At 73.7% G+C, this 14,266-nt stretch carries 11 protein-coding genes and 1 tRNA gene; 5 read left to right on the plus strand and 7 right to left on the minus strand.

Annotation, left to right across the window (positions count from 1 at the left end; all coding sequences use genetic code 11):
- Window positions 1-46: 46 nt before the first annotated feature.
- The 4 genes from ACFVUY_RS02260 (at window position 47) to ACFVUY_RS02275 (ending at window position 4,345) form a co-directional block, all read left to right on the plus strand.
- A complete protein-coding gene (locus ACFVUY_RS02260; protein ID WP_387726783.1) occupies window positions 47-1,192 on the plus strand; it encodes an aspartate-semialdehyde dehydrogenase in 1,146 nt (381 codons plus the stop codon).
- Window positions 1,193-1,389: 197 nt separating this feature from the next.
- A complete protein-coding gene (locus tag ACFVUY_RS02265; protein WP_387688902.1) occupies window positions 1,390-2,028 on the plus strand; it encodes a SigE family RNA polymerase sigma factor in 639 nt (212 codons plus the stop codon).
- On the plus strand, window positions 2,021-3,412 hold the full coding sequence (locus tag ACFVUY_RS02270) for a hypothetical protein (protein ID WP_387726785.1): 1,392 nt from the start codon (window positions 2,021-2,023) through the stop codon (window positions 3,410-3,412). Before ACFVUY_RS02265 ends, ACFVUY_RS02270 begins: the two co-directional genes overlap by 8 nt.
- A 153-nt stretch (window positions 3,413-3,565) precedes the next feature.
- Entirely contained in the window at window positions 3,566-4,345 is a 780-nt protein-coding gene (locus ACFVUY_RS02275; protein WP_387688906.1) for an SURF1 family protein, read from the plus strand.
- Window positions 4,346-4,372: 27 nt separating this feature from the next.
- On the opposite strand, the gene ACFVUY_RS02280 is transcribed toward ACFVUY_RS02275, so the two are convergent.
- From ACFVUY_RS02280 to ACFVUY_RS02290, 3 genes are all read right to left on the minus strand, one after another.
- On the minus strand, window positions 4,373-5,050 hold the full coding sequence (locus tag ACFVUY_RS02280) for a hypothetical protein (protein ID WP_387726787.1): 678 nt from the start codon (window positions 5,048-5,050) through the stop codon (window positions 4,373-4,375).
- Window positions 5,047-6,903: a S9 family peptidase gene (locus ACFVUY_RS02285; RefSeq protein WP_387726789.1), complete on the minus strand. Its 1,857-nt coding sequence runs from the start codon at window positions 6,901-6,903 to the stop codon at window positions 5,047-5,049. The genes ACFVUY_RS02280 and ACFVUY_RS02285 overlap by 4 nt, the downstream gene beginning before the upstream one ends.
- 352 nt (window positions 6,904-7,255) lie before the next feature.
- Window positions 7,256-7,633: a nuclear transport factor 2 family protein gene (locus ACFVUY_RS02290; RefSeq protein ID WP_387688912.1), complete on the minus strand. Its 378-nt coding sequence runs from the start codon at window positions 7,631-7,633 to the stop codon at window positions 7,256-7,258.
- 202 nt (window positions 7,634-7,835) lie between these two features.
- On the opposite strand from ACFVUY_RS02290, the gene ACFVUY_RS02295 reads away from it, so the two are divergent.
- Window positions 7,836-10,652 (plus strand): ATP-binding protein, encoded by a 2,817-nt coding sequence (locus ACFVUY_RS02295; RefSeq protein ID WP_387726791.1) that lies wholly within the window; start codon window positions 7,836-7,838, stop codon window positions 10,650-10,652.
- A gap of 48 nt (window positions 10,653-10,700) precedes the next feature.
- Here the strand turns inward: ACFVUY_RS02295 and ACFVUY_RS02300 are convergent, their stop codons facing one another.
- The 4 genes from ACFVUY_RS02300 to ACFVUY_RS02315 all read right to left on the minus strand — a co-directional run bounded on the left by ACFVUY_RS02300 (window position 10,701) and on the right by ACFVUY_RS02315 (window position 14,168).
- Window positions 10,701-11,696 (minus strand): NaeI family type II restriction endonuclease, encoded by a 996-nt coding sequence (locus ACFVUY_RS02300; protein ID WP_387726793.1) that lies wholly within the window; start codon window positions 11,694-11,696, stop codon window positions 10,701-10,703.
- 60 nt (window positions 11,697-11,756) lie between these two features.
- On the minus strand, window positions 11,757-12,620 hold the full coding sequence (locus tag ACFVUY_RS02305; protein ID WP_387726795.1) for an NgoMIV family type II restriction endonuclease: 864 nt from the start codon (window positions 12,618-12,620) through the stop codon (window positions 11,757-11,759).
- 72 nt (window positions 12,621-12,692) lie between these two features.
- Entirely contained in the window at window positions 12,693-13,790 is a 1,098-nt protein-coding gene (locus ACFVUY_RS02310) for a DNA cytosine methyltransferase (RefSeq protein ID WP_387726797.1), read from the minus strand.
- Window positions 13,791-14,094: 304 nt separating this feature from the next.
- Window positions 14,095-14,168: transfer RNA gene (locus ACFVUY_RS02315), tRNA-Pro, on the minus strand.
- Window positions 14,169-14,266: the final 98 nt, after the last annotated feature.

Here is a 14,266-nt window from a genome sequence, read left to right on the forward strand (position 1 = left end):
CCCGGACGCGGGGCCGGATCACCGGGTCCTGCCGGGGCGCCGGGCGATGACCCGGCGTCCGAACCTCGCCGTCGTCGGCGCCACCGGCGCGGTCGGCGAGGTGCTGCTCGGGCTGCTCTCCCTCCGCCAGGACGTCTGGGGCGAGATCCGACTCGTCGCCTCCCCGCGCTCGGCCGGCCGCAAGGCGGTGGTGCGCGGGGAGGCCGTCGAGGTCGTCCCGCTGGCCGAGGAGGCCTTCGCGGGCATCGACGTGGCGGTGTTCGCCGTCCCCGACCCGGTCTCGGCGCAGTGGGCGCCGATCGCGGCGGCCAAGGGCGTCGTGGTGATCGACGGCTCGGCCGTCTTCCGCACCGCCGAGGACGTGCCGCTGGTCGTCCCGGAGGTCAACGCGGCCGCGCTGCGGATCCGCCCGCGCGGCATCGTCGCCAGTCCGGCCGCCACCGCCCTCGCGATGATCGCCGCGGTGGGGGCGCTGCACGCAGAGTACGGGCTGGCGCAGCTCGTGGTCGCCTCCTACCAGGCCGCCGACGGCGAGGGCCGCGACGGCGAGGCGGCGCTGCGCGCGCAGACCGGGCTGGTGGCGGGTGCCGCCGTCGGCCGGCAGACCGGTGACCTGCGCGCGCTGATCGCCGATCAGGGGCCGTTCGCCGCCCCGCTGGTACTCAACGCGGTGCCCTGGACCGGCGGACTGCGCGAGGGCGGCTGGTCCGCCCAGGAGACGGGCATCCGCGAGGAGTCCCGCAAGGTCCTCGGCCTGCCCGCCCTGAAGGTCTCGGCGACCTGCGTCCACATCCCGGTCGTCCGCACCCACGCGCTGGCCGTGCACGCGCGGTTCGAACGCGAGGTCACCCAGGAGCACGCGCAGGACATCCTGCGGGACGCGCCCGGCGTGGTGCTCTACGACGACCCGGCGGCCGGCGAGTTCCCCACGCCGAACGACGTGGTCGGGACGGACCCGGTCTGGGTCGGGAGGGTCCGGCGGGCGCTGGACGAGCCGGACGCGCTGGACCTCTTCCTGTGCGGGGACAACCTGCGCAAGGGGTCGGCGCTCAACCTGGTGCAGCTGGCCGAGCTGGTCGCGGCGGAGCTGACGGCGGGCGAGCCGGTGGACGCGGAGCCGGACGGGGAGTTGGACGCGGCGGCGACGGCTGAGCCGACGGGGCCGATGGGGCCGGAGAAGCCGGAGTACTAGGCCCCGGGGGCCTCGCGCGTTCCGAAGTGCCCGCTTGTGTCCACAGCTGTGTCCATACCTGTGTTCGCTCCTCGACACAATCTGTCCGGAATCCCGGGGGAATCCCCTGGAGGCCTCTTCCGCCGATGCGGAAGAATGGGCCCCGAGCCGGGCAACCATGACAGGGGATCGAGTGTCCAACGTGCGTGGCGAACGTGATGGTGGGGGCAAGGGCGGGCATCCCGGCGAGAGCCGCGGTGCCCTTCCCGTCGCGCGCCCCGTGGGCTGCGAGTAGGCCGGAAGAAGACCAGATGACGGCGGCCGCACGCGGTGCGGCGGACTCCGGCGCCGGTACCGACGCGGGTACCAGCGAGGACCTGCTCACCGAGACCTACCAGGCGCACTACCGCTCGTTGCTGCGGCTCGCGGCACTGCTCCTGGACGACCTCTCGACGTGCGAGGACGTCGTCCAGGAGGCGTTCATCCGGGTGCACGCCGCCCGGCGCAGGGTGCGCGAACCCGAGAAGACCCTGGCCTACCTGCGGCAGACGGTCGTCAACCTGTCCCGCTCCACGCTGCGCCGCCGCATCCTCGGGCTGCGACTGCTGCCGAAGCCCATGCCTGACATGGCCAGTGCAGAAGAAGGTGCCTACGATGCCCTGGAGCGCGACCAGTTGAAGGCCGCGCTGCGTGGTCTGCAACGCCGTCAGCGGGAGGTTCTGGTGCTGCGTTACTTCGTGGACATGACGGAGGCGCAGGTCGCCGAGACCCTGGGCATCTCGCTCGGCTCGGTGAAGGCCTACGGCTCCCGCGGACTCGCCGCCCTGCGCGTCCAGATGGAGGCCGGACATGGCTGAGGCGGACGACGGCCGTCGGCGACCGGTCGACGGGGCGTCCGAGCCGAACGCGTCCGAGCCGAACACGTCCGAGCCGCACGCGCCCGAGTCGACGGCGCCCGAGTCGAGTTCGCCGGGTACGCGCGCACCGGGTACGCGCGCACCGGGTACGCGCGCACCGAGTCCGAACGCACCGAGTCCGCACGCGTCCAGTGCGCACGCGTCCGGTCCGAACGCGGCCGGGAAGCCCGGTGCGAACGGCCCCGCGGGTGAGGTCCCGGAGCTCCTGGACCTGTCCGCCGACGAACGGGCGCTGCGCGAGCGGCTGCACGGCGCCGTCTCCGGCATCCAGCCCGCCGTGGGCGGGCTGCCGCGGATCCGGCGGGCCGTACCCCGCCGCCGGGCCGCCCGGCGCGGCGCCTGGACCGGGGCGGCCGCACTCGCCTTCGCCGTCGCGATCGGCCTGCCCGTCCTGCACGAGGGGGAGCACCTCGGGCTCTCCGGCGGTCCCGGCTCGGCCGACGCCAAGAGCCCTGCTGCCGCGTCCCCCAGCGGTGCCGCCGGTACCGCCGGCGGTACCGGGGCGGCCGCGCAGACGGGCGCGGGCGGCACCGGCGCCGCCACCTCGCCGACCGGTACGGCTGCGGCACCGCACACCCCCGGCGGCGGGCTGACGCAAACCGACGGCGGCGTCGCGCCCTCCGGGACCTCCGGGGCCGGCGACGGCGGCATCGTCCCGCTCTGCACCCGGACGGACCTCGGCGAAGGCGTCGCGCAGGTCGGGACAGCCGATGGCGACGGGCGGATCTACGGCTCGTTCACCGTCTACAACGTTTCCGTGCGCAGTTGCCGGCTCGGCGGGCCGGGCTCGGTGGCGGTCACCGCCGTCAGCGGCGGCGACCGCGGCCGCATCCGCACCGCCGACCATGCGCCGGGCGACCCGGCGGCCGGCCTGCCCGCGATGGACGGGGAGCCCCCGGTGCTCGCGCCGCGGGCCGGGTACCGGGTGCAGTTCGCCTGGGTCCCCGACCGGACCTGTGCCGGCTCCGGCAGCCTGACCACCCCGTCGAGCGGCGTCAACCAGGTGGCCCTGCGCTCGGACGTCCCGGCCATCGAGTCCGGCGCCCCGGCCTCCGTCCCCTCCAGCGAGGCCAGCGCCAACCCGCCGGCCTCCTCGTCCCCGTCGGCGGGCCCCAGCACGGCTCCCAGCCCGACCCCGACCCCGACCGGCGGCCCGACCGCCGCACCGTCCACCGTGACCATCGCCCACACTCCCGCCCCCGGCAGTCCGGCGGCCGCCACGGCGACCCTGCCCGTGGCGTGCAGCGGCACCGTCTACCGCGGCGGCGTCCAGAACCTGGGCGGTTCGGTGCCGCAGCCGTCGGGCTCGCCGACGGCGGGGTGACCGCGGGCGGCGGCGACGCGGTGACGACGGGCAGCGGTGACGACGGACAGCGGTGACGACGGGCGGCCGCGGCGGGCCGGCGGCCGCCGCGGCCGGGGCCGTGGCCCGGGGCCCGGGGGCCGGGCGGGTGTGAGGAGTGGTTACCGTGGGGGTGTGTACCGGTTCCTCCTGACTTCGCGCTGGCTCGGCGGCACCGTCGTGGCCGTGGCGGCCGTGGCGGTGTGCCTGTGGCTGGGTTCCTGGCAGCTTGGCCGGTTCGAGGACCGGGTGTCCACGCACCAGGAGGCCAAGCAGGCGGTCACCGCTTCGAGTGACGCCCGGCCGATCGACGCACTGCTCAACCAGGCGACTCCGCAGGTGAGCACGGAGACCGTCGGCAGGACGGTCACGGTGACCGGCACCTACGACAGCGAGCACCAACTGCTCGTCCCCAACCGGGTGGTGGACGGCAAGCAGGGCTACTACGTGCTCACCCCGCTGCGCACCGCCGACGGTCACGCCGTCGCCGTGGTGCGCGGCTGGGCGGGTGGGGACCCGGCCGCCGCCGGGCCGCCGCCGGGCGGAGAGGTGACGGTGACCGGGCGCCTGCAGGCCAACGAGGCCGTGGGCAGCAACGGCGCGGTGGCGGGCGGTCTGCCGACCGGGCAGCTCGGCATGATCAACCGGGCGTCGCTGCTGAACGTGCTGGAGTACGACGGCTGGTACGACGGCTGGGTGGCCGTCGACGACGCGCCCGCCGGGCTGGCCCCGGTACCGACCGTGCAGCCGCAGGGCGGCGACGGGCTCACCCTGCGCGCGTTCCAGAACCTGGGCTACACCCTGGAGTGGTTCGTCTTCGCCGGGTTCGTGGTCTTCATGTGGTTCCGCCTGGTGCGCCGCGAGGCGGAGGCGGAGCAGGACCGGGCCCTCGGGCTGGACCCGGTCCTGGACTGACCGGCGCGTCCTGGTCCGACCCCGCTCTCAGCGCTTGGTCGGCAGGGCCGGTGCCGCTGTCGGCTTGACCGCCGGCGGGGGCGCCGTCGGTGTCGGTGCCGCCGGTGTCGGCGTCGGGAGCGGCTGCTGGGTCGGGGAGGACGAGCCGGTGGGCAGCGGCGTCGGGTCGCTGTGGCAGTGGCCGTTGCCGTTGCCGCTGCCGTTGTGGTCGTCGTTGTCGTAGTGGTCGATGTGGTGGTGCACGGTGCGACCGGTCTTCGACCCCTTGGAGCCCTTCGAGCCGGAGGAACCCGAGGAGCCCGAGGAGCCGCCGGACCCCTTCGAACCCTTGGCGAGCTCGACGGTGCCGTCCGGGTCGGTCGACTCGTAGGCCGCCGCCAGGACGGCCGTGCCCGCGATCCCGCCCGCGATCCCGTCTGCCCTCCCCGCGCCCGGTGCGCTCGCCCTGGTCGCCGTGGCGAGCGGCGTGGCACCGGCGGGCGGGACGGCACCGGCGGGCGGGACGGCGCCGGCGGGCGGGACGGCGCCGGTCGGCGGTGCGGTGGTGGGCGGCACGGCCGGCTTGGGCGCGACGGCCGAGGAGCTCGGCGCCGGCGGGCCGGCCGGAGGCGGGCAGGAGGCGACCGCCGGCCGCGACCCCGAGCAGCCGCTGAGCACCAGGGCCCCGGCCACCGCCACCCCCGCGAGCAGCAGCAGACGTCTCACGCCGCCCCTCCGTCTGCGTCGCTCCCGGCCGCGCCCAGGTACCGTCGGACGAACTCGATCTCCAGCCGCAGCTGCTTGATCCGCTCCTCCACCACCAGCGAGCCGTGCCCGGCGTCGTAGCGGTACACCTCGTGCGGCTTGCCGAGCTGCTCCAGCCGCTCGACGTAGTTGTCGATCTGCCGGATCGGGCAGCGCGGGTCGTTGACCCCGGCGCTGATGTACACCGGCACCCGCACCTGCTCGACGTAGGTCAGCGGCGAGGAGGCGGTGAAACGCTCCGGCACCTCCTGCGGGGTGCCGCCGAAGAGCGTGCGGTCCAGCGACTTGAGCGCCTCCATCTCGTCGGCGTACGCGGTGTGGTAGTCCGCGACCGGCACGGCGGCGACGCCGAGGGCCCAGCTGTCGGGCTGGACGCCGAGGCCGAGCAGGGTCAGGTAACCGCCCCAGCTGCCGCCGGTGAGCACCAGCCGGGCCGGGTCGGCGAGGCCGCTGTCGACGGCCCAGGCGCGGACCGCCGCGATGTCCTCCAGCTCGATCAGGCCGACCCGCTCGTGCAGCGCGTCCGTCCAGGCCTGGCCGTAGCCGGTCGAACCGCGGTAGTTGACCCGGACCACCGCGAAGCCGTGGTCCAGCCAGGCGGCCGGACCGGCGGCGAAGGAGTCGCTGTCGTGGTGGGTCGGGCCGCCGTGGATCTCGAACACGGTCGGGTACGGGCCCGGCCCGGCCGTCGACGGCCGCTGCACCAGGGCGTGCACCCGCCCGCCGGGCCCGTCCACCCAGACGTCCTCGACCGGCACCGAACCGGGCGGCACCGCGCCGGGCGCCCGCAGCACGACCGTACCGGCGGTGGAACGGACGGCGGAGGGCTCGGCGGCGGAGGACCACAGGTACTCGACGGTGCCGTCCGGACGGGCGGTGGCGCCGCCGACGGTGCCGCGCGGGGTGTCCAGGCGGGTCAGCCGGCCGTCGGCCAGCCCGTACGAGAACAGCTCGCTGCGCGCCTCGTACTCGTGCTCCACCAGCAGCTCACCGGCGCCGGGGCGCCACTGCGCGGAGACGTCGCCGGGCAGTTCGCGGCCCTGCTCGTCACGCAGCGGGAGAGCGGTCTCGGCACCCGTGGCGACGTCCCAGATCATCGGCTCCCAGCGGCCGGTGCGCTGGTGGGCGACCAGCAGCCGGGTGTCGCCCTCGACCGGCGCGAAGCCCAGGCAGGCGACGCCGCGCGGCTCGTCCCGGCCGGTGACCTCGTCCAGCTCGGCGATGGTCTCGACCCCGCCGTCCCCGGTGACGCGGACGACCCGGATCGCGGAGTGCATCGCGTCGCCGTGCTCGGTGTGGTCGATGGCGAGCAGGGTGCTGTCGTGGCTGAGGTCGCCGATGCCGCCGTACTCCTCGTGCCGGTAGATCTCGACCGGCTCGGCGCTGCCGGGGCGGCGCAGGTGCAGGGTGGTGCCGTCCTCGTCCGTCGAGCGGCCGACGACCACGGTGCCGTCGCGGCCGAGGGCCAGGCCGGCCGAGTAGGAAGCGGCGAGGCCGGGCACGGCCTCCTCGTCGGGGCCGCCCGCGAACGGCTGGCGGCGCCAGACGCCGAACTCGTCACCGTCGTGGTCGTCGAACCACCAGACCCAGTCGCCGTCGGGGGACAGCTCGGCGTCGGTGGTGCCGTTCGGACGGTCGGTCACCCGGCGGTGGGCGCCGGTGGCGCGGTCCCAGGCGTAGATTTCGTAGGTGCCGGTCGCGTTGGACACGTACAACGCCCGGTCGGGGGCGTCCTCGGCCCAGTCGGGCAGGGACACCCGGGCCGCCCTGAACCGCTGCTCCCACGCCGGTACGGCGCTCTTCTCCTCGCTCATCCGACCATCCAACCCGATCGGGGGGAGGGAAGGGAACGGGCGGGTGGGCTTCGGCCACCCGCCCCGCGTGCCGGGATCCCGCCACGGCCGCTCCGGGGCGGGCGGGGACCGGCCCCCGGGCGGCGTTCCCAGCGGCAGGGACCGGACCGGGCCCACGGGCACCGGCCACCGGACACTGCCGTCCGCGGCGCCGTACGCGGTGAGGGCCCGTCCGGCGCCGAGGGCCAGTCCGGCGCCGAGGGGCAGTCCGGCGCCGAGGGGCGGGCGCGGTGGGGGCGGCCCGCCCTCGGGCGGCGCGGCGGTCTGCGGCTCAGGCGTCCGGCGCCCGGCACCCGGTACGCGGGTTTGCGGCTCAGGCGCCCGGTACGCGGTCGAGGAAGCCGTACACCGCGCCGATCCGGCCGTCCGGGGTGGCCGCCAGAACGTCGAAGCCGATCACCACCGGCTCCGCGCCGGCCGGGCCCAGGTTCCAGGTGAAGCGGGCGACGTCGTGGTGGGCGTCGACCGGGCCGAGGGTGAACTCCAGCCCCGGGAACTGGGCCTGGGCGGCGCCGATCAGCGCGTCGACGGCGTCCCGGCCGGTGACGGCGGCCAGCGGGTCGGTGTAGCGGCCGTCCTCGGCCCACACCTCGTCGACCAGCTTGCGGCGGGCCGCCGGGTCGGTCTCGTTCCACACCGCGAGGTAGCGCTCGGCGAGCTGCTGGAGGGCGGCGGTGGTGATCTCGGTCATCGTCATCTCCCGTGTTCCGGTGGGTGGTTGGCCGGGTCGTTCCCGGTGCTCACCACGGTACGGACGGGCGGCGGGCGGCGAATCCGTCACGTATGGGCATGGGGGTACGTAGCCTCCGCCGGGGTGTGCCGGTACCGGTGCCGGTAGTGGCGTCGCTGCCGGTGCCGAAGGCGGTGCGGGCCCGGGTGGGTAGGGTCGGGGCATGCTGTACGGGAGGGAAGGCGAACAGGCCGCCGTGGAGGGCCTGTTGGACGCGGCGCGGGCCGGCCGCAGCGGGGTGCTGCTGTTCCGGGGCGAGGCCGGCATCGGCAAGACCGCGCTGCTGGACGACGCGGTGGCGCGGGCCGGGGAGTCGTTCCGGGTGATCCGGGCGGCCGGCGTCGAGTACGAGGCCGAGCTGCCGTACGCCGGGCTGAGCCTGCTGCTCGCACCCGGCCTGGACCGGCTGGACGCCTTGCCCGGGCCGCAACGGCGGGCGCTGGAGGCGGCGTTCGGGCTCTCCGACGAGGGCCGGCCGGACGGCCACGGGGCGGACGGCGTTCCGGCCGCCGGTGGCTCGGTCGCCGGTGGCTCGGCCGCCGATGAGCCGGCCGCCGGTGAAGGGCGCGCCGACCGGCTGCTCGTCGGACTCGCCACGCTCGGTCTGCTCGCCGAACTCGCCGCCGACCGGCCCCTGCTGTGCGTCATGGACGACGTGCAGTGGCTGGACCGGGCCTCACTGGAGGCGCTGCTGCTGGCCGCCAGACGCCTCCAGGCCGAGGGGGTGGCCCTGCTGCTCGCCGCCCGCGCCGCCGGTGCCCCCGGGGCCACCGGCGGCGCGGCGGAGCGCCCGCTGGGGCTGCCCGAACGACAGGTGACCGCACTGTCCGAGGCCGACGCCACCCGGCTGCTGGCCCGGCGGGCAGGCCCCGGCCTGCCCGCCGCCGCGCGCGACCGGCTGCTCGCCGAGGCGGCCGGCAACCCGCTCGCGCTCACCGAACTCCCGGTCGCCGTCGGGCCGCACATGTCGGCGCCGGGCGGCCTGCCGCTCACCAGCCGGCTGCTGATCGCCTTCCACGGTCAGGTCACCGGCCTGCCCGCGGCCACCCAGACGCTGCTGCTGGTCGCCGCCACGGAGGAGAGCGGGGCGCTGGACGTCGTCCTGCCCGCAGCGGCCGCCCTCGGCGTCACCGCCGAACACCTCGCGCCCGCCGAGGAGTCCGGCCTGGCGACGGTCACGGCCGACCGCCGGATCGCCTTCCGGCACCCCCTGCTGCGCTCCGCGATCCTCCAGCGCGCCCCGCACCACCAGAAGACGACGGCCCATCAGGCCGTGGCGAGGGCCCTGCCGGACGGCGACCGCCGCACCTGGCACCTCGCGCTGGCCGCCACCGGCCCCGACGCGGGCCTCGCCGACGCGCTGGAGCGCGCCGCCGTCCGCGCCGAGCGCCGCGGCGGCCACGGCGGGGCCGCCGCGTACGAGCGCGCCGCCCGCCTCACCCCGGACCGCGACAGCGCCACCCGCCGGCTCGTCCTGGCCGCCGAAGCAGCCACCGAGGAAGGCGAGTTGGAGCGAGCGGAGAAACTCGCCGACGAGGCCTCCGGCCGGACCGACAACGTCCTGGCGCACGCCCTGCTCGACCAGGTCCGGGCCACCGCGCACTTCTGGCGCGGCGCGCACCCGACCGCCCACCGGCTGCTGCTCGACGCCGCCGGCACCGACATCGACCCGATGCACGCCGCCCGGATGCTGCTCCAGGCCTTCCACGCCGCCTGGTACGCGGGGGAGGAGCCGGTGGTCGCCGTCCTGGACCGCCTGGCGGTCCTGCCGCTCGCCGCCGACGACCCCCTCGCCCCGCTCGCCCGCCACCTGCCCGCGGCCGTCCTGCCCGCGCTCGGCCGGCCCGCCACGCCGCTTCGGCCCGTCCGGGAGGCCGTGGAGGCCGCCCGCCGGGCAGGGGCCGACAGCCCGGTCGACCTGGTCCAACTGTGCGGCGCCACCCTGGTCCTCGGGCGCGACGAGGAGACCGCCGAACTCGCCGCCGAACTGATCGCCGAAGCCCGCGCCAAGGGCACCGTCGGAGTGATGCCCACCCTGCAGTTCTTCCTGGCCGAGGCCGAACTCTTCCACGGCCGGCACCGCGACGCCGAACTCACCGCCACCGAAGGCCTCGGCCTCGCCCGGGACACCGGCCAGCACCAGTGGGTCAGCCAACTCACCGCGCTGCTCGCCTGCCTGGCCGCGCTGGACGGCCGCACCGACCGCTGCGCCGAACTCGCCGCGACCGCCCTCGCCACCACCGGCCCGCAGACCGCCGCCCCCGCGGCCGGCCTGGCCTGGGTCCAGTGGGCGCTCGCCCTGCTCGACCTCGGCCAGGGCCGCGCCGGCGACGCCGCCGACCGGCTGCACACCCTCACCACCGGCCCGCACCGGCACCACATCAGCGCCACCCGGGCCGTCCCCGACCTGGTCGAGGCCGCCGTCCGCCTCGGCACCCCCGAACGCGCCGCCGAACCCTACGAGCGCTTCGCCCGCTGGACGGCCGCCGCCGACCGCCCCTGGGCCGAGGCCCTCCGCCTGCGCTGCCAGGCCCTGCTCGGCCCCGACGAACTCGCCGAGACCGCCTACCGCGCCGCCCTCTCCCGGCACGCGACGGCCCACCGCCCCTTCGAACAGGCCCGCACCGCCCTCCTCTACGGCGAATGGCTGCGCCGCACCCGCCGCCGCACCGACGCCCGCCCCCACCTGCGCGCCGCCCTGGAGACCTTCGACCGCCTCGGCGCCCACCCCTGGGCCGCCCGCGCCCGCACCGAACTCTCCGCCACCGGCACCCCCGCCCCGGCCACCCCCACCGGCACCCCGCAGTCCCCCCTCACCCCCCAGGAACTCCAGATCGCCCGCCTCGCCGCCCAGGGCCTCACCAACCGCGACATCGCCGCCCAGCTCTTCCTCAGCCCCCGCACCGTCGCCCACCACCTCTACAAGGCCTACCCCAAGCTCAACATCACCTCCCGCACCGAACTGACCACCGTCCTCTGACCCGCGAATGACGTTGGCGTGTCGCCGAATAGCACTGGGCTCCGGGCTCTATCCCTTGATCTCGGGGGCTTCGCAGGCCGGGTCGCCCTCGGCCCAGATCCCGTACCGGACACCGTCGACGACGGTCGATCGGCGGGTGTTGAACTCGTCCAGCTCTGTCAGCTTCACCGACACGAAGGAGCCCTTTTCCGGGACGGGCAGGCCCAGTTCTTCCGCGATCTGCGGGTAGGGCTTCAGATGGCCGATCACGATGATGCCTTCCGGCCTGAGGTGCTTGCGCGAGTCCCGTGCGCGCTTGAGACCGTCGTGCTGGGTGGCGACGGTGACCACGGTGGTGCGGTCGACGATTCGTCCCCGTACCCGACGGAAGAGTTCGTTGACGCGCAGCTGGCCGCCATTGCCGGATCCGCGATAACCGTCCGAGGCGCGGAAGATGGACCGGACTATGTTGGGGTCGGCCTCCCGGAGACGGAGTAGGAGGTTGTCCGGTAGTTCGCCATTCTGGACGATCCAGCGGATCCGGGCCTTGCCCGCGACCGAAACGCTTCTCTTCTGATCGCCGTTCGGCCCGGTGGTGAGGACCTCGGGCTTAATCCGGAGTATCCCGACCTGGAAGGCTCCTGTTCGGTCGTCGGCACGCATCAGGAGGCAAATGTGGTTCATGGCCTCCTTCGGGATCATCCAGGTCCCGCCTACGGTGAACTTCGCGTCGACGTGTTCATCGGCGATGACGTAGTCCATGGGATTTCCGTAGCCGAGGTCGAACTCGGCTCGGGTGACGATCTCCACCTTGGTGCCGAGATACGTCTTCTCGGTGCTCTCGACCCGGCCCGGGCCTTCCTTGATGTAGAGGTCATACCGGCCCGTGCGCTGTCCGTCCAAGACCTCGTCGATGGCCCTGCGGAAGACCTGCCCGAATCGCCTTCTGTGGTCCCTCTGGTCGAGCAACCATTCCTCGACGGCGCTGAGGCCGGGGTCGTCGAGGTGATCTGAGTGGGGGGCGCCGTCGGATGGGAGGGGGAAGAGCGGTGCTTCGTAGGTCACGGATCGACCATATGGGGCGCGAACCGTGCTGTCAGGAGGCAGTCCTGTCGGATCGCGTGGCTAGAGCGTTCCCAGATAGGCGACGAGATCGTCGTAGTCGCGCAAGCGGCGCTGTTCCACCATGCGGTGGAAGGTGTCGCGCGTCTTCAGGCGATTTTTCGTCGCAGAGTAGTACTCGTCCACTGCGACGGTGAGAGCCGGGAGATGGAGGTGGTAGACACAGTCGAGATCCCCCGTGCCCTGCCCGAGTCGTGCCAGGAAGTACGGACGAGGTTCCATCGTGACGGCTGCGAAGTGAGGCATGCGCCCTCGGCGGAGGGTGGCCATCTTGGCACCATGGGTGCGCGGATCCTGCAGCCGGTCGGTCCTGAGCGACCACTTGAGTGAGAACCCCGCCACTAGGTGAGGCTGGCCGATCGCCGCGTCGTCGAGCGGCCGGTGGACAGATATGTCCAGCTTCGGCAGTGACTCGTCACCCAGGGCATCGAGCAACGGACGACGCCTGGCCCGGGATTCGTCGAGGGCCTTGAGCAGGGCCTTCACTAGGACGGACGTCTCCTCCCCGCCTTCCTCGGCCGTCGGCAGGTGGTTCTGCAGATTCTTCACGGCGTTGTCGAGCGGCAGCGAGTCTTCGTCGGCCAGCCGCTGTATGGCCCCCAGGTGCGCGTACTGTTCGAAGTCGTGGGCGTGCCGCTCCCGTTCGACCGTGAGATGCGGAGCGACCTTCTCCAGCTTTCCGTTCAGATCGGCGACCATGGCCGTGCTCCATGTGTGGTCGTTCTTCTCGGCGTCCTTCTCCTTGGGCACTCCGAGCTGTTCAAAGAAGAGCCGACCCAGCTCGATGGAATCGGCTTTGCTGCTGTCGCTGGTGTTCGGCTTGCCGTTCCGGTATCCGCACAGGTCGGTGACAAAGGACGCAGGCATCGCTCCCCCTCGGATCGTCGATGTTCGTACGCGACGCGGACGCTCGCCGTTGGCTGTTCTCTCCGGCCCCGCTCAGGTGCTCTGCTGGTCCCTGCCCGTCGGGTCGTCGACGTCCGGCTTGTCGGTGCCCCGCGAACCCCAGGAGTAGAGGTCCCGCAGCATGGCGTCGGACGGTGCGGCCCATCCGAAGGCGGCGCACAGGACGTGCATGGCGAGACGTGGAGGAACCGCGTTGCCGATCTGCTGACCGACATCGCGGCCGCGCCAAGGGTAGTCGGCCGGGAAGGTCTGCAGACGACCGGCCTCGGAATACGTGAAACGTTCGAGCTCCACGTCGCCGGGGCCGACCACACGATTGCGGAAGATCTTGCCCGTGACCGTGGCCGACGGCTCGGTCGAGCGGCGTCGACCGCGGGCCTTGGGATCGCCGCCGGTGCCGTAGTTGGAGATCACTTCGAAGTCGGTTTCGCGGACGATCACTTCGTCCATGGTCCGCCACTCCAGAAGGTTTTCGTCTCCCTCGTCGCGCCCGACGCCCTTGCGGTAGACGCGGTGGGTGGGTGTCGGGAGCTTGACAGGTTCGTCGCCGTACCGGGCGATCAACACGGCCCGGCGGCGGGTCTGTGGGACGCCGAACGCCTCGGTGTGCAGGATGCCGCAATCCGCCTGGTAGCCCTCGCCCTCGAATGCTTTCTTGTAGGCCGTCCACACCGGAAGCACGGCCGGTACCTGTTCGAGGACAATTGCCTTGTAGGGCTTTCGGTCGGGGGAGTCGATTGCGTCGAGAGCCCACATGAGGGGCTGCAGCACCAGACCCGTCCGCTCGTCGTCGAGCTTGGCCAGGTCCCTCTGGATCTCTTCGCGATCCTCCCGGGCGATGAGTCGCTCGACGAATTCCAACACCTGATCGAGGGCCCGGCGCCCGGCGCCCGAGCCCGCGACGGTGAAGGTCTGGCAGGGAGGACCTCCGGCCAGCACATCGGCCTCGGGGCAGTTCGAGGGTCCGAACATGCGGACATCGCCTTCCCACGTCTCCAGGCCGGCGGCTCGGCGTGTGGTGCACGCGGCGGAGTCCCATTCAATGCCCACCGTGGGGATGCCGAGCTTGTCTGCCGCCACGTCGAGCCCCCCGGGGCCGGCGAACAGATCCACGATCTTGGTGGGCTGCACTTGGTTCTCCTGATTGTCGTAACGGGGCGACGGTACGTGGCTCGATGAGCCTGGGTGCCCGCTTTGACGGCCGCTTGCTGGCGACCATGCAGCGTACCTCGATGCACTGACAACGTAGGTTGTGCACCGTTGCCCGGCGCCGGGGGCGAATGCCTCTGCGCAGGTCACCACCGGTCGGCGGTTTGGGTCCCCGCCTATGACCGGTCTAGGGCGAATGCCAGGCCGAAGTCTCCCGAAAGGACGTGATAACCACTCAGGGCCGGTCTCCCTTACGGGAGACCGGCCCTGAGCTGGTCCTACTGGGTCGGGGTGGCGGGATTTGAACCCACGGCCTCTTCGTCCCGAACGAAGCGCGCTACCAAGCTGCGCCACACCCCGGTCTTGCGGTTTGTCGCTCCGTCTCCTTCGCGACGAGTAGAACTCTACCGGACGCTCGCCGAGACACGAAATCCGGTTTCGGGCGGGCGTCCGGCGGG

The sequence above is a fragment of the Kitasatospora sp. NPDC058063 genome, assembly GCF_042885395.1.
Taxonomy (GTDB): Bacteria; Actinomycetota; Actinomycetes; order Streptomycetales; family Streptomycetaceae; genus Kitasatospora; species Kitasatospora lactacystinica.

Excerpts from the sequence above, each read along its gene's own strand:
- ACFVUY_RS02290 (WP_387688912.1), bottom strand. The coding sequence starts at position 7,633 with ATGACCGAGATCACCACCGCCGCCCTCCAGCAGCTCGCCGAGCGCTAC.
- ACFVUY_RS02295 (WP_387726791.1), top strand. The coding sequence starts at position 7,836 with ATGCTGTACGGGAGGGAAGGCGAACAGGCCGCCGTGGAGGGCCTGTTG.
- ACFVUY_RS02285 (WP_387726789.1), bottom strand. The coding sequence starts at position 6,903 with ATGAGCGAGGAGAAGAGCGCCGTACCGGCGTGGGAGCAGCGGTTCAGG.
- ACFVUY_RS02260 (WP_387726783.1), top strand. The coding sequence starts at position 47 with ATGACCCGGCGTCCGAACCTCGCCGTCGTCGGCGCCACCGGCGCGGTC.
- ACFVUY_RS02265 (WP_387688902.1), top strand. The coding sequence starts at position 1,390 with ATGGTGGGGGCAAGGGCGGGCATCCCGGCGAGAGCCGCGGTGCCCTTC.
- ACFVUY_RS02270 (WP_387726785.1), top strand. The coding sequence starts at position 2,021 with ATGGCTGAGGCGGACGACGGCCGTCGGCGACCGGTCGACGGGGCGTCC.
- ACFVUY_RS02305 (WP_387726795.1), bottom strand. The coding sequence starts at position 12,620 with ATGCCTGCGTCCTTTGTCACCGACCTGTGCGGATACCGGAACGGCAAG.